At 73.2% G+C, this 16653-nt stretch carries 13 protein-coding genes; 3 read left to right on the forward strand and 10 right to left on the reverse strand.

The features are described 5' to 3' along the window. Positions 1–163: 163 nt before the first annotated feature. On the forward strand, positions 164–2212 hold the full coding sequence (locus tag JF597_RS10270; RefSeq protein ID WP_293992072.1) for a phosphocholine-specific phospholipase C: 2049 nt from the start codon (positions 164–166) through the stop codon (positions 2210–2212). A 122-nt stretch (positions 2213–2334) separates the two neighbouring features. On the opposite strand, the gene JF597_RS10275 is transcribed toward JF597_RS10270, so the two are convergent. Then, positions 2335–3267 carry a hypothetical protein gene (locus tag JF597_RS10275; protein WP_293992074.1) on the reverse strand — a complete coding sequence of 311 codons (933 nt, stop codon included), beginning with the start codon at positions 3265–3267 and terminating at the stop codon, positions 2335–2337. Continuing rightward, a complete protein-coding gene (locus JF597_RS10280; RefSeq protein WP_293992076.1) occupies positions 3264–4097 on the reverse strand; it encodes a phosphatase PAP2 family protein in 834 nt (277 codons plus the stop codon). The genes JF597_RS10275 and JF597_RS10280 overlap by 4 nt, the downstream gene beginning before the upstream one ends. A 223-nt stretch (positions 4098–4320) precedes the next feature. Here JF597_RS10280 and JF597_RS10285 point away from each other — a divergent pair, with 223 nt between their 5' ends. Beyond that, positions 4321–4935 carry a TetR/AcrR family transcriptional regulator gene (locus tag JF597_RS10285; RefSeq protein WP_293992078.1) on the forward strand — a complete coding sequence of 205 codons (615 nt, stop codon included), beginning with the start codon at positions 4321–4323 and terminating at the stop codon, positions 4933–4935. Positions 4936–5098: 163 nt separating this feature from the next. On the opposite strand, the gene JF597_RS10290 is transcribed toward JF597_RS10285, so the two are convergent. The 3 genes from JF597_RS10290 to JF597_RS10300 form a co-directional block, all read right to left on the reverse strand. Further along, a complete protein-coding gene (locus JF597_RS10290) occupies positions 5099–6181 on the reverse strand; it encodes a DUF2510 domain-containing protein (RefSeq protein ID WP_293992080.1) in 1083 nt (360 codons plus the stop codon). A gap of 310 nt (positions 6182–6491) precedes the next feature. Continuing rightward, positions 6492–7634, reverse strand: coding sequence for an anhydro-N-acetylmuramic acid kinase (locus JF597_RS10295; RefSeq protein WP_293992242.1), 1143 nt, complete (start codon positions 7632–7634; stop codon positions 6492–6494). A 16-nt stretch (positions 7635–7650) separates the two neighbouring features. Beyond that, on the reverse strand, positions 7651–8931 hold the full coding sequence (locus JF597_RS10300; RefSeq protein ID WP_293992082.1) for an MFS transporter: 1281 nt from the start codon (positions 8929–8931) through the stop codon (positions 7651–7653). A 181-nt stretch (positions 8932–9112) separates the two neighbouring features. Between JF597_RS10300 and JF597_RS10305 the strand changes: the two genes are divergently transcribed. Beyond that, positions 9113–11794, forward strand: a complete 2682-nt coding sequence (locus tag JF597_RS10305; RefSeq protein ID WP_293992084.1) for an AAA family ATPase — start codon at positions 9113–9115, stop codon at positions 11792–11794. Positions 11795–11889: 95 nt separating this feature from the next. Here the strand turns inward: JF597_RS10305 and JF597_RS10310 are convergent, their stop codons facing one another. The 5 genes from JF597_RS10310 to pcaH are packed head-to-tail and all read right to left on the reverse strand — an operon-like array spanning position 11890 to position 16565. Then, positions 11890–12681: an SDR family NAD(P)-dependent oxidoreductase gene (locus tag JF597_RS10310; protein WP_293992086.1), complete on the reverse strand. Its 792-nt coding sequence runs from the start codon at positions 12679–12681 to the stop codon at positions 11890–11892. 49 nt (positions 12682–12730) lie between these two features. Beyond that, the gene (gene pcaD, locus JF597_RS10315; RefSeq protein ID WP_293992088.1) at positions 12731–13849 is read right to left on the reverse strand and encodes a 3-oxoadipate enol-lactonase; all 1119 of its coding nucleotides are present in this window, start codon (positions 13847–13849) and stop codon (positions 12731–12733) included. Then, positions 13846–15186, reverse strand: a complete 1341-nt coding sequence (gene pcaB / locus JF597_RS10320) for a 3-carboxy-cis,cis-muconate cycloisomerase (RefSeq protein ID WP_293992090.1) — start codon at positions 15184–15186, stop codon at positions 13846–13848. Before pcaB ends, pcaD begins: the two co-directional genes overlap by 4 nt. Then, positions 15183–15785, reverse strand: coding sequence for a protocatechuate 3,4-dioxygenase subunit alpha (pcaG, locus tag JF597_RS10325; protein WP_293992092.1), 603 nt, complete (start codon positions 15783–15785; stop codon positions 15183–15185). Before pcaG ends, pcaB begins: the two co-directional genes overlap by 4 nt. Before the next feature lie 6 nt (positions 15786–15791). Further along, positions 15792–16565: a protocatechuate 3,4-dioxygenase subunit beta gene (pcaH, locus tag JF597_RS10330; protein ID WP_293992094.1), complete on the reverse strand. Its 774-nt coding sequence runs from the start codon at positions 16563–16565 to the stop codon at positions 15792–15794. Positions 16566–16653 lie beyond the last annotated feature (88 nt).

A 16653-nucleotide genomic window follows, 5' to 3' on the forward strand; every position in this document is an offset into this window, starting at 1 on the left:
CCGGCTCCGTCCCCTTACCGACTACCCACCTCACGTACCGCCGGGTTTCACATCCGCGACACCAGACCCTTCCCTGACGTTCGATGCCCTTGGAACACTCGCACCCGCAGACAATCCGCCCTGTTCCGGCCATCCGTACGTCAGGATGAGAGGTCGCCCACTCATGACCGAAGTAAACCGGCGCCGATTCCTTCAGCTCGCGGGCGCCACGACGGCGTTCACCGCGCTGTCCAGCAGCATCCAGCGTGCCGCCGCGCTGCCCGCGAACCACCGCACCGGCTCGATCCAGGATGTCGAGCACATCGTCGTCCTGATGCAGGAGAACCGTTCGTTCGACCACTACTTCGGCACCCTCAGAGGTGTCCGCGGCTTCGGCGACCCGCGTTCGGTCACCCAGAACAACAAGTCCGTGTGGCACCAGTCGAACGGTACGAAGGACATCCTGCCCTTCCACCCGGACGCCGACGACCTGGGCCTCGCCTTCATCCAGGACCTGCCGCACGGCTGGAGCGACACGCACACCGCGGTCAACGGCGGCAAGTACGACAAGTGGGTCCCGGCGAAGGGCTCCACGACGATGGCGTACCTGAACCGCGACGACATTCCGTTCCACTACGCGCTGGCCGACGCCTTCACCATCTGCGACGCCTACCACTGCTCGTTCATGGGCTCCACCGACCCGAACCGCTACTACATGTGGACGGGCTACACGGGCAACGACGGCCAGGGCGGCGGCCCGGTCCTCGGCAACGACGAGGCCGGCTACAGCTGGACGACGTACCCGGAGCGCCTGGAGAAGGCCGGCGTCTCCTGGAAGATCTACCAGGACGTCGGCGACGGCCTGGACGCGGCCGGCGGCTGGGGCTGGATCCAGGACGCCTACCGCGGCAACTACGGCGACAACTCGCTGCTCTACTTCAAGCAGTACCAGAACGCCCAGCCCGGCGACCCGCTGTACGACAAGGCCCGCACCGGCACCGACGCCACCAAGGGCGAGGGCTTCTTCGACCGGCTCAAGGCCGACGTCAAGGCCGGCAAGCTGCCGCAGATCTCCTGGGTCGTCGCCCCGGAGGCCTTCACCGAGCACCCCAACTGGCCCGCCAACTACGGCGCCTGGTACGTCTCCCAGGTCCTCGACGCCCTCACCGCCGACCCCGCGGTGTGGGCGAAGACGGCCGTGTTCATCACGTACGACGAGAACGACGGCTTCTTCGACCACCTGATCCCGCCGTTCCCGCCGTCCTCCGCCGCGCAGGGCAAGTCCACGGTCGACCCGGGCCTCGACCTCTTCAAGGGCGACGCGAGCCACGCGGCCGGCGCCTACGGCCTCGGCCAGCGCGTCCCGATGCTGGTCGTCTCCCCGTGGAGCAAGGGCGGCTACGTCTGCTCCGAGACGCTCGACCACACCTCGATCATCCGGTTCATGGAGGCCCGCTTCGGCGTCCACGAGCCCAACATCTCGCCCTGGCGGCGCACCGTCAGCGGCGACCTGACCTCGGCGTTCGACTTCTCCCGCAAGGACACCAAGCCGGTCGCGCTGCCGGCCACGGACGGCTACCGGCCGCCGGACGGCAACCGCCACCCCGACTACGTGCCCACCCCGCCCGCCAACCCGGCGCTGCCCCGGCAGGAGCGCGGCTCACGCCCGACCAGGCCGCTCAAGTACGCCCCGCTGGTGGACGGTGCGCTGGACACGGCGGCCGGGAAGTTCACGCTCACGTTCGCGTCGGGCGCGCAGGCCGGTGCCGCCTTCCTGGTCACCTCCAACAACCGCGGCGACGGGCCGTGGAGCTACACGACCGAGGCCGGAAAGTCCGTCGCCGACACCTGGAACACGGTGTACTCGGGCGGGGCGTACGACCTGACCGTGCACGGCCCGAACGGCTTCCTGCGCACCTTCCAGGGGCCCGGCAAGGTGGCGGGCCCCGAGGTCACCGCCCGGCCGCACGGTGACGACATCGAGCTGACCTTCACCAACAAGGGCAGCGGCACGGTGAAGCTGGCCGTGGCCGACGGGTACGGCGGCCGGGGCCGCACCTTCACCGTGCGTGCCGGGGCCGTGGTGACGCACATCGTGCACCTCAACCACAGCGAGCGGTGGTACGACCTGACGGTCACGTCCGAGGCCGACGCGAGCTACGTGCGGCGGTTCGCCGGGCATGTCGAGAACGGGGAGCCCGGGGTCAGCGACCCGGCGATCATCACGGTGTGATCGTGCGCCCGAGGGGGTGCGGGGAGCGGGGGCGCGGCGGCTGCGGGCTGGTCGTGGCTGGTCGCGCAGTTCCTCCCCCAGCCTTCGGCCGGGGGGTACCCCCAGCACCCCTTCGGGGGGCGTTACAGGGACGTCAGTTTCTTCGGTTCCGTCGGCTGGCGGGGGAGCAGGGTCGGGTCCAGGGCCAGGACCGCTGCCACCGGGTGTTCGTCGTCCGGTTCGATGACCGGTGCCGGCGGTGTCACCCGGGTGAGCAGGACCACGCCCCAGGAGGCGAGGGCCGCACCGGTCAGGGCGAGCAGGACGCCCCAGGCGCCGTCCTGGAGGCCCTGGCCGAGCAGGGTCAGGCCGATGACCGCCGCGGCCACCGGGTTGGACAGGGTGACGACCGCGAGCGGGGCGCCCAGGCCGCCGCGGTAGGCCGTCTGGGAGAGCAGCAGGCCGCCCACCGCGAACGCGGCGACCAGCAGGGCCACCACGATCACCTCGACACTCAGGGCCGGGCCCGAGCGGTCGGTCGCCGCCACCGTCACCGTCTGGGTGAGGGCCGAGGCGACGCCGGAGGCGAAGCCGGACGCGGTCGCGTGCCGCAGGCCCGGGCGGGCGCCGGGGCGGGACAGGACGCCGATCAGGGCGGCCGTCGTACCGGCCACCGCGAGGGCCTCGGTGAGGCTCAGCACCTGGTGGGGTGCGGGGCCGGAGGCCGTGATCAGGAGGGCGCCGAGGCCGAGCAGGGTCAGCGCGGTGCCCCGCCACTCGTTGGCGGTGACCCGGCGGCCCGCCGCCCGGGCGCCCATCGGCACGGCCGCGACCAGGGTCAGCGCGCCCAGCGGCTGTACGAGGGTCAGCGGGCCGAACTTCAGGGCGACGACGTGCAGCAGGGCGGCGCCGGCGTTCAGGCCCACCGCCGCCCACCAGGCACCGGAGCCGAGCAGCCGCAGCAGGCCCGCTCCGGCGGTCCTCGAGGCGAGGCGCTCCTGGGCGACGGCGGCGGCCGCGTAGGCGACGGCCGAGACCAGGGAGAGGACGACGGCGATCAGGGCGGCGGCGCTCATCGGCCAGCCCCCACCGGCACGGGCTCCTCGGAGACGAGGTGCCGGGTGCCGCGCCCGGCCGTGCTGGCCGTGCGGCGCGGCGAGCGAAGCGAGAGGGGGGTCCCCCCGGACGAAGTCTGGGGGCGGATGAGGGCGAGGGCGGCGCCGAGCATCGCGGTGGCGACGATCGAGTCCAGCCAGTAGTGGTTCGCGGTGCCCACGATCACGAGGAGGGTGATCGCCGGGTGCAGCAGCCACAGCCAGCGCCGACGGGAGCGGGTGGCGACGATCAGGCCGATCGCCACCATCAGGGCCCAGCCGAAGTGCAGCGAGGGCATCGCCGCGAACTGGTTGGAGAGGTGGTCGCTGCTCGGCGGGCCGTAGACGGAGGGACCGTACACCCGGGCGGTGTCGACGAGGCCGGTCGCGGCCAGCATGCGGGGCGGTGCCAGCGGGAAGGTGAACGGCAGCACCAGGGCGGCCGCGGTCACCAGGGCGAGGACCCGTCGGGCCCAGACGTAGTGCGCGGGGCGTCGCAGGTAGAGCCAGACCAGGAAGGCCAGCGTGGCCGGGAAATGAACCGTGGCGTAGTAGGTGTTGGCGAGGTGGACGAGGGTGTCGCCGTGCAGCAGTGCGGACTGCACGCCGACCTCCGAGGGCAGGTGCAGCGTCCGTTCCAGGTCCCAGATCCGGTGGGCGTTGTGCAGGGCCTCGGCGGTATGGCCGGTGGCCAGCTGGCGCCCGAACTTGTAGACGAGGAAGAGCCCTGCGACGAGCAGGAGCTCACGGACGAGCGGCGGCCGGGCTATCGCGCCCGGCTCCGCTGCTGCCGGCTCGGACTGGGATCTCATCCCAGGCCCCCTCACTGACGGTGGTGCGTGCGAGTCCCGGACGGTGGCCCGAACTCTTCGATACGGAAGCGTACCGATACGCCACTGTACCGATACGGTCGAGTACCGGTACAGTGGCGTACCGATAGACGTAGGCCACACTGGTTGTAGGTTTCCGCGCCGGCCGAACGGCGGGCGGGGCGGAAGTGATCCGCAAGTGATGCGCGAGTGAGGAGAAGAGCACATGACGTCGCAGGCCGCGGACGGACCGGAGACGGTCGCAGCCTCGCGCCGCTCCAAGATCACGCCGGAGCGTGAGCGGGAGTTCTTCGACGCCGTGCTCGAACAGATCCGCGAGTGCGGTTACGACTCCGTCTCCATGGAGGGGGTCGCCGCCAGCACCCGGTGCAGCAAGTCCACGCTCTACCGGCAGTGGAAGACGAAGCCGCAGTTCGTCGCGGCCGCGCTGCGGGCCAACCGCGAGGTGCGCTTCGCCGGCGTCGACACCGGCTCACTCGCCGGGGACCTGCGAGAGGTGGCGCGGGTCGCGGGTGACTGGTCCCGCAAGGACACCAAACTGCTCTCGGCGCTGGGCCACGCGGTCCACTCGGACGAGGAACTGGCGCAGGCGCTGCGCGAGGCACTCGTCGAACCCGAGATCGCCGCGCTCCAGCACATCCTGTACCGCGGTGTCGAGCGCGACGAGGTGCCCGAGGGCCATCCCGCGCTGGACTACGTGCCCGCCATGATGTTCGGCGTGCTGCGGGTGCGGCCCGTGCTCACCGGCGAGTACGCCGACGCCGACTATCTCGTCCGCTTCGTGGAGGCCGTCGTGCTGCCCGCACTCGGACTGACCTGAGACCCAGGCCGCCGTCCACGGGATGACTGGACGGCGACCTGCTCGCGCCGCACCGTGGGGACGGGGGCGGCGCGCACCCCCCGGCCGGGTGGGGTGCCCCTTTGAGCGGAGGGGCACCCCACCCGGCCGACTGCTGTGCTCGGGAACGGCACGCGAGTGCGGGTCAGACGTTCGAACCGCTGCCGCTGCCCGAGGACACCTTGATGCCGCTGGTGATCGTGTCGATGACCGACTCCTTCTGGCCGACGTCGACGCCGAACCGGACCACCACGATCTGCTGGGCGTTCGCAGGCGACGGGAAGGCCAGCGACTCGACGTAACCGTCGGCGCCCTTGCTGGTGATCGCCTTCCAGCGGACCATGTACCCCTTCTGCCCGGCCACCGTGACCGCCTTGGAGGCCAGCACCTCGTGCGAGGTGATCGAGCCGTAGGTCTTGCCGCCGTACGACTCCGTGGCGTTGGCCGAGATGTCCGCCTTGGCGACCTCCTCGGCCGTGTTCCCCTTGGTGCCCAGCACCACCGCGGGCGCCGAGTAGGCACCGCCGGCGGTGCAGGTCTGCGAGGTGTCGCCCGGGCACTTGTAGGAGTCGTCGGAACTGACGTTGGCGCCGTAGCTGATCGCCTGCCCGGTCCAGCCGTCCGGCACCGGGATGCTGATGGCGTTGATCGAGTCCGACACCGTGCCGCCGCCCTTGACCTTCGGCGCCTCGGACTGCCCCGGCGACGGCGACGCACCCCCGTCGGTGCCACCGGATCCCGAGCCACCGCCCGACCCGCCGAACGGGAAGCCCTGGCCGCCGTTCTGCCCGCCGTTCTGGCCCTCGGGGCCGCCCTGGCCGAAACCGCCCTGGCCGCCCGAACTCTGCTGGGAGGCCTGCCGGCCGCCGCTGCCGTTGTCGGTGAGTGCCCACGCGACCACCCCGATCGTGGCGAGGACCGCCACGGCGACGCCGACGGCGATGCCGGTACGCAGCCCGCGCCTGGCGGGGGCCGGCGGCTGCGCCGGGTACCCCGGATAGCCCGGGTAGGCGGGGTAGGGCCCGTTCGCCGGGTACGTCGGGAAGGCACCGGCGGCCGGCTGGGGGCCCTCGGCCGGTGGCTGCGGCGGGGGACCCCAGTCCGCGGCCGACCCGGCGGGCCGGGTCTGTTCCGTCCAGGCCTTGCCGTCCCACCAGCGTTCGGTGGCCGGACCGTCACTTGTCTGCCCGGGATCGGGATACCACCCGGGGGGAGTCACCTGCGTCATGCTCCTACCGTATGAGGCATCGGTGAAAGTCGGATGAGAGGATCCGGCGATGTTCGCACGAGGCGATCCGGTACGCGCGGGATGTCTGATCCGGCACGCCTCGGACGAGGTGAGCCGGCGTCATCCGGTACGGCCCGGACGGGGCGAGCCCGCGTCATCCGGACGGTCGGACGGGGCGAGCCCGCGTCATCCGGACGGTCGGACGGGGCGAGTCCGCGTCATCCGGACGGTCGGACGAGGTGGGTGGGCGTCATCCGGACGGTCGGACAGGGTGGGACGGCGTGCTGCGGGTGGGGTGGGCGCGGACGGCTCATTCGATCCGCAGGCGCACCGGCGGCCCCGGTGCCGGTGGCGGCAGGCACAGGCCGTCCCGTCCCGGGGTCAGTGAGCCCAGGACGCTCGGGTGGCGGGCGCCGGTGGCGGCCGGGAACGTGCCCGCGAGGCCGTGTGCGGTCAGGAAGCCGAGGACCGCGAAGGCGTACGCCTCCTTCGCCGCCGCGGGCAGCCCGAGTTCGTCGGAGACGCGCACCGGGACCTCCGGGAGCAGCCCGCGCAGCATCCGCATCAGTACCGGGTTGCGGGTGCCGCCGCCCGAGGCGACCACCTCCGTCGCCGCCACGCCCCGCACCGCGTCCGCCACCGTCCGGGCGGTCAGCCGGGTGAGGGTGGCCAGTGCGTCCTCGGCGCAGATCCCGGCGGGCGCCCGCCAGTACCCGGCGTGGAACAGCTCCTTGCCGGTCGTCTTCGGCGCGGGCAGCGCGTAGTACGGCTCCGCCAGCAGTTCTTCGAGCAGCGGCCCGTGCGGACGGCCGCGCGCCGCCAGCGCCCCGTCCACGTCGTACGCCAGCCGGCCGCCGGTGAACTCCCGGACCGCCGCGTCCAGCAGCGCGCACCCGGGCCCGGTGTCGAAGGCCGTGCCGTCGGGCGCGGTGAGGTTGGCGATCCCGCCGAGGTTCAGCGCCACCGGCGTCCCCGGCCGCCCGCGCAGCCACAGCAGGTCGACCAGGCTCACCAGCGGAGCGCCCTGGCCCCCGGCGGCCACGTCCCGCGACCGCAGGTCGGAGACGACCGGCAGCCCCGTCGCCTCCGCGATCCACGCCGGCTGCCCGAGCTGGAGCGTGCCGTGCACCCGGCCGCCGTCCACCCAGTGGTAGACCGTCTGCCCGTGCGAGGCCACCAACTCGGCCCGCCCACCGCACAGTTCCCGGTCGGCCCGGACCGCGGCCGCCGCGAACGCCTGCCCGATCCGGGTGTCCAGCAGACACACCCGGGCCAGCGGCACGGCGGCCGGCGGCAGCGCCCCCGCGAGCGCCTCCCGCAGCTCCTCGTCGTACGGCGTGCTCACCATCCCCAGCGGCTTCAGCAGCAGCGTGCCGTCCAGCAGCCGCAACTCGGCCGCCGCCGCGTCCACCGCGTCGTACGACGTCCCGGACATCAGGCCGATCACCAGCACCGTCTCCACCTGCCTCTCAACCCGACTGCAGGCGCTGCGACCCGAGCAGCGCGAGCACGCTGACCGCGCAGGTCGCCGCCGCGTAGTAGCCGGGCACGTCGAGATTCCCGGTGCGCCGCACCGCCTCCGTGATGATGAGGCCCGCGCAGCCCGAGAACACGGCATTGGACAGGGCGTAGGCGAGTCCGAGGCCCGTGCAGCGGGCCCGCACCGGGAACATCTCGGCCAGCAGCGCGGGCCCCGGCCCGGCCATCAGCCCCACCACCGCGCCCGCGCCGCACAGGGCGGCGCCCTTCACGGCGGCCGCGGTTCCCGGGTCCCGGAGGAGGTGCAGCAGCGGCAGCGCCAGCAGCACCACCAGCCCGGCGCCCGCCAGCATCACCGGCCGCCGCCCCACCCGGTCGCTGAGCAGCCCCGCCGGCAGGATGGCCGCCGCGAACCCCAGGTTCGCCACCACGGTCGCCAGCAGTGCCTGCCGGAAGCCGGTGTGCAGCGCGGCCTGGAGGTACGACGGCAGCACCACCAGGAAGGTGTACCCGGCCGCCGACCAGCCCATCACCCGGGCGACGGCCAGTGCGATCGCCCGCACCGGCACCCGCACGGCGCGCCCGGCGCCCGCGGCAGGCTCCCGGAACTCCGGTGTCTCGTCAAGACCGATCCGCAGCCACAGCGCGAGCGCGCCCAGCGGCAACGCCAGCAGGAACGGCAACCGCCAGCCCCAAGACCCGAACTGAGCTGCCGTCAGCATCGCGGACAGCGCCACCGCGACCCCGGACCCGCCCAGCAGCCCCAACGCCACGGTGAACGACTGCCACGCCCCGTACAGCCCCCGCCGCCCCGGCGGCGCGAACTCGGTCAGCATCGCCACCGCGCCTCCGAACTCACCCCCCGCCGACAGCCCCTGAACCACCCTCAGGAACGTCAGCAGCCACGGCGCGACCGCACCGGCCTGCGCATACGTCGGGAGCACGCCGATCAGCGCCGTCGCCCCCGTCATCAGCGCCACCACCAGGATCAGCACCGGGCGCCGGCCGAACCGGTCCGCCAGCCGGCCGAACAGGGCGGCGCCCAGTGGGCGGAAGAAGAAGGCCAGCCCGAACGAGGCGTAGGTGCGCACCAGCCCCTCGGCCGCGCTCCCGCCCGCCGGGGTGAAGAACCGCTCGGCGACGACGGTCGCGACATAGCCGTAGACACCGAACTCGTACCACTCGATGAAATTGCCGACCGAGCCCGCCGCCAGCGCCCGGAGGGGCCGGTTCCGCTCCCGCACTGCCCGATCTTCGAAAGTCAGCCTCATGTCCCTGCCCGTTGACGGTCCGTTCGCTGTACAGCGGCAGGTCGGAGCCGTCCCGCGTCGCCCGGGCGCACCCGCTTTCACCCGTCACGGCAACAGCCGCCCGGACCCGCCTCCGGACAGCCAACAGGACGGCTACGCTCGTAGTCTGTACGTCGTTCGGGCGACTTGGGGAGGTAGCAGGATGACGGAGGAGCAGCCCCCGGGAGGCGCCTCGGCTCCCCTCTGGGAGCGCGAGGAGGAGATCGCCGCCGTCGAAGAGGCGCTCGACGTCCTGTGCGCCGATCGTTCCACCTCCGGGAACCTGCTGGTGATCCGCGGCGAGGCCGGGCTCGGCAAGACCGCGCTGCTGGCCGAGACCCGCCGCATCGCCGAACGCCGGGGCTGCACCGTCTGGTCCACCCGCGGCGTCGAGACCCTGCGCAGCGTGCCCTTCCACGTGGTACGGCAGCTGTTACAGTCGGCCCTGGTCTCCCTGCTGCCCGAGGAGGCCCGCGAGTACCTCGGCGACTGGTACGAGGTCGCCGGCCCCGCCCTCGGCATCACCGACCCCGGAGACCGCCAGGCCGACCCACAGGGCGTCTGCGACGGCCTGGTCGCCGCCGTCCGCCGGCTCGCCAAGCGCTACTGGCCGCTGGTCCTGCTGATCGACGACGCGCACTGGGCCGACCAGGAGACGCTGGCCTGGCTCGCCGCGTTCGTCGAGCGCCTCGACGACCTGTCCGTCCTGGTCCTGGTGGCCCGCCGCCCCGGCGAGGTCACCGGCGACAGCGCCCGCCACCTCGACGCCGTGGCCGCCGCGGCCGGCCGCCCCGTCCGCACCGTCAGCCCCCTCACCCCGGACGCCACCGCCGGCCTGACCCGCGCCACCCTCGGCGAGCACGCCGACGCCCCGTTCTGCCGCGAGGTCTGGGCCGTCACCGGCGGCAACCCCTACGAGACCGTCGAACTCCTCGCCAAGGTCCAGGACAGCGAGGTCGAACCCGTAGAGGCCCGGGCCGGCGAACTGCGCGCCCTCAACCGGTCGGCCAGGGGCGGCGGTCTCGTCACCCGCCTCGAAGGCCTCGGCGTCGACGCCACCCGGTTCGCCTGGGCCGCCGCCATCCTCGGCGCCGGCATCTCCGTCGGTCTCGTCGCCCAGCTCGCCAGCATGGCCGTGGACGACGCCGAGCGCTGCGCCGAACTCCTGTGCAACGCCCGTATCCTCACCGAGCCCGACCCGGCCGGCTCCCGGTCCCACACGGGCGACCTGGAGTTCGTCCACCCGCTGATCGCCACCGCCGTCTACAACTCCATCCCGCCCGCGATGTGCACCGCCATGCACGGCATCGCCGCCCAGATCGTCATCGACGACGGCCGGGGCATAGCCGAGGCCTCCCGCCATCTGCTGAAGGTGCACCCGGACGACGACGAGGAGCTCGTCGAACAGCTGCGGGACGCGGCCAAGGAACACCTCGCCGTCGGCGCCCCGGACGCGGCCCGCCGCTGCCTCGAACGCGCCCTGCGCGAACCGCCCCTCCCCGACGTCCACGCACGCGTCCTCTACGAACTGGGCTGCGCCACCCTCCTCACCAAACCCGCCGTCACCATCGGCCACCTGCGGAGCGCCCTCGGCATGGCCGGCCTCACCGGCCCCGAACGCGTCGACGCCGTCTTCCGGCTCTCCCAGGCACTCCTCCACAACGACCAGCTGGAGGAAGCCGTCCGCACGGTCGAGGCGGAGGCCGCCCGGCACGAGGAAGGACCCGCCAAGCTCCGGCTCCAGGCCGTCCAGTTCATGTGGGAGGGCATCGCCGGCGAGGCCGTCTCCCCGCGGCGCTCCGAACGGCTCGCCGACCTCGCCGCCACCTGTACCGGCCGCGACAACTCCGAGCGCGCCCTGCTGATGCTGCGCGGCTTCGACCTGCTGATCCAGGGCGAGAGCGCCGAGGAGGTCGTCGAGTTGTGCGACCGCGCCCTCGTCAACGGCCGGCTCGCGCCCGGCCTCGGCTGGACCGACACCGAGTGGGGCATCGAACTCCTGCTGATGCTCGCCAACTCCTACGTCTACACCGACCGCCTCGACCGCGCGGAGAGCCTGTACAACGAGGCCCTGCGCGCCTACGAGTCGTCCGGCTGGAGCGGCGGTCACCTCGCCCTCGCCCATGCCTACGTCGGCCTCGGCCACCGCAGGCGCGGCCGGCTCCGGGACGCGGAGACTTCGCTGCGGGAGTCCCTGCGGATCGCCGAGCGGGTCGGCCGCCGACTGCCCCTGTACTGGACCGCCACCTGCAACCTCGTCGACACGCTGCTCGCCCGCGGCCACGTCCAGCAGGCCTGGGAGACCGCCGAACAGTACGGTTTCGCACCGCCGTACCCCTCCACGATCGTCATGCCCGACCCGCGGTCGGTACGCGGCCGGCTGCTGCTCGCCGTCGGGCGCACGGACGAGGCGGTGAACGAACTGGAGGCGGCGGAGAAGGCGGCCGCCGCGCGCGGCCACTTCAACCCCGTGGTCGTGCCCTGGGCGCTCGACCTCGCCCGGGCGCTCGCGAGCGAGGACCCGGTGCGGGCGGCCCAGCTGGCGGGTGACGCGCGGCGGCAGGCCGAGCGGTTCGGCACGGACACGGCGATCGGCGAGGCGTTGCGGTGCGCCGCCGCGCTGGAGACCGGACAGCGGCAGGTGCGGCTGGCCTCGCAGGCGGTGGCGTATCTGGAGGCCTCGCCGTGCCAGTACGAGCATGCGGCGGCGCGGGTGGAGTACGGGATCGCTGCGCGGTCGGTGGCCGAGTTGAACAGGGGGCTGGCGTTGGCTCGGTCGTGTGGGGCGGATGGGTTGGTTGCGCAGGCTCGGGAGGTGCTGGATACCGGGAGAGGGCTGCGTTGACGGGTGCGTTGCGGGGTGCGGGTGGGTGGGGGTTGATCGCGCAGTTCCTCCCCCAGCCTCCGGCCGGGGGCACCCCCAGCGCCCCTAAAGGGGCGCTAGAGGGCCAGGAGTTGGTCAGTTACCGCTGACAGTCGTTTTCGTACGTCCTTGTCGTATGTTGCCTCGTGTGCTCTTGCCGGATTCGTGCCGTCGAAGTAGCCCCCCGTGCCCCGGTCCTGCGTCGCCAGGGCCAGTACCCCCGGGGCGCCGTCTGCCACCGTGCTCCAGGGCGCTACTCCGCCCTCTCTCACCATCGCCGTGTCCATGAAAGTGGCCGGGTGGAGGACATTCACGGCGATGCCCGTGCCCGCCAGCTCCTCCGCCAGGGTGAAGGTGTGGGCTGCCAGCGCGAACTTGGCCCTGCAGTACGCCGCGAAGCCCTGGTAGCCGCGGGTGAACTCGGGGTCGTCGAAATCGAGGGGCTCCTGGCCCGCCGAGCCGACGTCGACGATGCGGGCGGGAGTGTTCGCGCGCAGCACCGGCAGGAGGACACGGGTGAGGGCCACCGGGGCCAGATAGTTGACGGCCAGGCGTAGCTCGTGGCCGTCCGTGCTCAGTTCGCGGCCCGAGCCGGGGGTACCGGCGCCGACGCCTGCGTTGTTGATCAGTACGTCCAGGTCGGGGTGGGCGTGGGCGACCCGTGCGCCCAGTTCGCGGACCTGGGACAGCGAGGCCAGGTCCGCGACGAAGCCCTCGGCGTCGCCCTCGGTGCGCAGTTCCTCGACCAGGCGCTCGGTACGGCCCGGATCCCGGCCGTGCGCGAGGACGACGTGGCCCGCGCGGACCAGTTCGAAGGCGACGTACCGGCCCAGTCCGGAGGTGGCACCCGTGATCAGGATGGTCGACATGCCCCCACCGTAGGCACAGCGCCCGCTCCTGTGCCTGTCCCCGGCAGGGTCACCCTTCCTCTTCCGCCAGCACCCGCTGGGCCGTCGCGAACGCCGAGTTCGCCGCCGGGACCCCGCAGTACACGGCCGTCTGCAGCAGCACCGCGCCGATCTCCTCCGGCGTGAGCCCGTTGCGCCGGGCCGCCCGCACGTGCATGGCCAGCTCGTCGTAGTGGCCGTGGGCGACCAGCGCGGTCAGGGTGATCATGCTGCGTTCGCGGCGGGAGAGCGTGGGGTCGGTCCAGATCTCGCCCCACGCGTAGCGCGAGATGAAGTCCTGGAAGCGGGCCGTGAACGGGGTCTGCCGGGCCTGGGCACGGTCCACGTGCGCGTCGCCGAGTACGTCACGCCGTACCGCCATCCCGCGCCTGGCGCCCCCGCCGAGGTGGGAGCGGAGCGCGGTCAGGACGGCCTCCGGGCACTGTGCGGGCGCCAGGTGCGCGGCGCCCGGCAGCTCGACCAGTGTGGACGCGGCGACCGCGTCCGCGATCTCCCGCAGGTGCGGCGGCGGCGTCGCGGGATCCTGCCGGCCGGCGATCAGCAGGGTGCGGACGGCGATCTCGCCGAGGCGGTCGCGCAGGTCGAAGGCGGCCAGCGCGTCGCAGCAGGCGGCGTACGCCTCCGGGTCGGCCGACCGCTGGTCCTCGACCAGCCGCGGTGCGGTGAAGCCGGGGGTGAACCAGCGGCCGGGGGCGTTCTCCGCGAGCCACTCCACGCCCTCCCGGCGCACCCGCTCGGCCCGCTCCTCCCAGGACTTGGAGCCGCCGAAGTGGGCCGAGGAGCAGATCACCGCCAGGTTCTCCAGCCGGTCCGGGTGGTGGACGGCCAGGTGCAGTCCCACGGCACCGCCCAGTGACACCCCCGCGTACGCGAACCGCCCGATGCCGAGTGAGTCGGCCAGCGCGAGCACCAGGTCGGCGAGGTCACCCACGGTCGCCCCGGCCTTGATCAGGCCGGGCGCCGAGCCGCCGTGGCCCGGGAGGTTCCAGCGCACCACCCGGTGGGCGGTGGACAGTTCGGGCGCCACGGCGTCCCACAGGGCGTACGAGGTGCCGAGCGAGGGTCCGAGGAGCAGCGGGGGAGCCGAAGCGGGGCCCTCGACACGGTGGTTGAGGAGATTCTCGGTCAACGTCGCTCCAGAGCACGGTCGGTGAGCACACCGGCTGATCCGGTGTAGCGGGCGGGGTCGGTCAGGTCGTCGAGGTCGACGTCCTTAAGGCCGGGCTCCTCGGCGAGGAGTTCGCGCAGCGTCCGGTGCTCGGTGTGGGTGCGGCGGGCCAGCTCGGTGAGCAGTTCCTTGGCCCGGGCCCGGCCGAGCACGGGGGCCAGTCCGGCGGAGAGCCGCTCCGAGACGATCAGCCCGTTGGTGAGGCCGAGGTTCCTGAGCATCGCCTCCGGATGCACCCGCAGCCCCTCCGCCAGCTCCGCCGCGTCCCGTGCCGCGCCGCCGACGGTCCGCAGCAGATCGCGCAGGGGTTCCCACTCGGCGTGCCAGGCGCCGGCAGGCCGCTCGTCCTCCGCGGCCATCGAGCCGTACAGGACGGCCGCGAGCTGCGGGGCCCGCCGGGCGGCCGCCGCGACCAGCGTGGCGCGCACCGGGTTGGCCTTGTGCGGCATCGCCGAGGAACCGCCCCCGCTGCCCTCGGAGACCTCGCCGATCTCGGTACGGGACAGGATCAGCACGTCCGCGGCGGCCTTCCCCAGCGCGCCCGCCGTGAAGGCGAGGCACCCGGCGAGGTCGGCGACCGGCGTGCGCAGCGTGTGCCAGGGCAACGGGGGTACGCAGAGGCCGAGTTCACGGGCGTACGCCGCCGGAAGCTCCTCGGGGTGCTCCGCGCCGTACGCCCCGAAGGCGGCCAGCGTGCCTGCCGCGCCGCCGAGTTGGGCGGGCAGCGACTCCCGGACCCGGGCCACGCGGTCCCGGGCGTCGAGGACCAGCGAGCGCCAGCCGGCCGCCTTCAGCCCGAACGTCGTCGGTACGGCGTGCTGGGTGAGCGTGCGGCCCGGCATCGGCGTGTCGCGGTGCTCGGCGGCGAGCCGGGACAGGGCCTGTGCGGTGCGCCCGAGGTCGGCGAGCACGAGGTCCAGGGTGCGGGCGGCTACCAGCATCGTCGCCGTGTCCATGATGTCCTGGCTGGTCGCGCCCCGGTGCACGTACGGCCCGTACTCCGCGCCGACCGCCTTGGTGAGCTCGGCGACCAGCGGGATGACCGGGTTGCCGCCGCCGCGGCCGCGCTCCGCGAGGGCGCCGACGTCGAACCGGTCGGGATCGGCCGCCTCGGTCGCGGCCGTCGCGGCCCCGGCCGGGGCCTGCCCGAGGGCCGCCTGGGCGCGGGTGAGGGCCGCCTCCGCGTCGAGGAGCGCCCGCAGCCAGGCGCGGTCGCCGGTCGCGGACGCGGCAGGGGAGCCGGACCACCCGGGACCGAGCAGCCCGGCGTCACCACCGCCGTACTCCACTGAACTCACTGGAACTCCAGGAAGACCGTCTCGCCCTCGCCCTGAAGGCGGATGTCGAAACGGTAGGTCCCGCTGCCCTCGTCGGCGGCGATCAGCGTGTCGCGTCGCTCGCCCACCCGGGTGAGCAGCGGGTCGGCGGCGAGCGCCGCGTCGTCGCCCGGCAGGTAGATCCGGGTGAAGAGGTGCACCAGCAGCCCGCGCGCGAACACGCACACGCTGAGGTAGGGCGCGCTGCCGCCGCGGGCGCCGGGCCGCAGCGTCCGCGCGTACCAGTGTCCGTTCGTGTCCGTCTGGATCCGGCCCCAGCCGGTGAACTCCACACCGTTGCGGCCGAGGTGGTCACCGGTCGCCGGGTCGCGGCGGAGCGAACCGTCGGTCGTGGACACGTTCCCGTCCGGGTCGGCACCCCACACCTCCACGAGCGCGTCGGGAAGCGGGTCGCCCGCGCCGTCGAAGACGTATCCGTGGACCGTGATCGTGTCAGGGTGCCCCAGGGGCGCGATGTCCTCCCCGCCGCGGAACGGCAGCGCGTACCCGTAGAACGGGCCGACCGTGTGCGACGGGGTGGGCAGGACGTTCTCCGGGCTGCTCGTGTCGATCTTCGTCATGGCAGGTCAGCGTCCTTCTTCGATCCAGGTGGCGGCGGGGCCGTCCAGCACGATGTCCCAGTGGTAGCCCATCGAGAACTCCGGCGCGGACAGGCCGTGGTCGTAGGTCGCGACCAGACGCTGCCGGGCCGCGTCGTCCGTCACCGACTGGATGATCGGGTCGTACGGGAACAGCGGGTCGCTCGGGAAGTACATCTGCGTCACCAGCCGCTGCGTGAACGCCGTACCGAACATCGAGAAGTGGATGTGGGCCGGGCGCCACGCGTTGAGGTGGTTGCGCCAGGGGTAGGGGCCCGGCTGGATGGTGGTGAAGTGGTAGCCGCCGTCGGCGTCGGTGATCGTGCGGCCGACCCCGGTGAAGTTCGGGTCCAGCGGGGCGTCGTGCTGCTCGCGCTGGTGGGCGTAGCGGCCCGCCGAGTTGGCCTGCCAGATCTCGATCAGCTGGCCCCGGACCGGCCGGCCGTCCCGGTCCAGCAGCCGCCCGGAGACCGTGATCCGCTCGCCGACGGGCTCTCCGCTGTGCTGCCGGGTCAGGTCATTGTCTATCCCGGTGATGTCCCGCTCCCCGAACGCGGGGGAGTGCAGCTCCACCAGCTCCGGGTCCTTGCTGGTGTCGATGCCGACCAGCGGCTGCTTCGGATGCCGCAGAACGGACGACCGGTAGGGGGCGTAGTCCCGGCGGGGGTGGTGCTCGACGGGGGCGCCTTCGGCCACCCGCTTCTCATAGGCGGCGTGCTCGGCGGCGACCTCAAGGTCGATATCAGCCTGGGTGAGTGTCATACAAAGTCCTAGGTGTGAGCGCCCCGTCAGGGGCACTGGGGGTGCCCCCGGCCGGAGGCTGGGGGAGGAACTGCGCGACCAGCCACAA

The organism is Streptomyces sp. (genome assembly GCF_019510245.1).
Classification (GTDB): domain Bacteria; phylum Actinomycetota; class Actinomycetes; order Streptomycetales; family Streptomycetaceae; genus Streptomyces.

Excerpts from the sequence above, each read along its gene's own strand:
- JF597_RS10270 (WP_293992072.1), top strand. The coding sequence starts at position 164 with ATGACCGAAGTAAACCGGCGCCGATTCCTTCAGCTCGCGGGCGCCACG.
- JF597_RS10275 (WP_293992074.1), bottom strand. The coding sequence starts at position 3,267 with ATGAGCGCCGCCGCCCTGATCGCCGTCGTCCTCTCCCTGGTCTCGGCC.
- JF597_RS10280 (WP_293992076.1), bottom strand. The coding sequence starts at position 4,097 with ATGAGATCCCAGTCCGAGCCGGCAGCAGCGGAGCCGGGCGCGATAGCC.
- JF597_RS10285 (WP_293992078.1), top strand. The coding sequence starts at position 4,321 with ATGACGTCGCAGGCCGCGGACGGACCGGAGACGGTCGCAGCCTCGCGC.
- JF597_RS10290 (WP_293992080.1), bottom strand. The coding sequence starts at position 6,181 with ATGACGCAGGTGACTCCCCCCGGGTGGTATCCCGATCCCGGGCAGACA.
- JF597_RS10300 (WP_293992082.1), bottom strand. The coding sequence starts at position 8,931 with ATGAGGCTGACTTTCGAAGATCGGGCAGTGCGGGAGCGGAACCGGCCC.
- JF597_RS10305 (WP_293992084.1), top strand. The coding sequence starts at position 9,113 with ATGACGGAGGAGCAGCCCCCGGGAGGCGCCTCGGCTCCCCTCTGGGAG.
- JF597_RS10310 (WP_293992086.1), bottom strand. The coding sequence starts at position 12,681 with ATGTCGACCATCCTGATCACGGGTGCCACCTCCGGACTGGGCCGGTAC.
- pcaG (WP_293992092.1), bottom strand. The coding sequence starts at position 15,785 with ATGACGAAGATCGACACGAGCAGCCCGGAGAACGTCCTGCCCACCCCG.
- pcaH (WP_293992094.1), bottom strand. The coding sequence starts at position 16,565 with ATGACACTCACCCAGGCTGATATCGACCTTGAGGTCGCCGCCGAGCAC.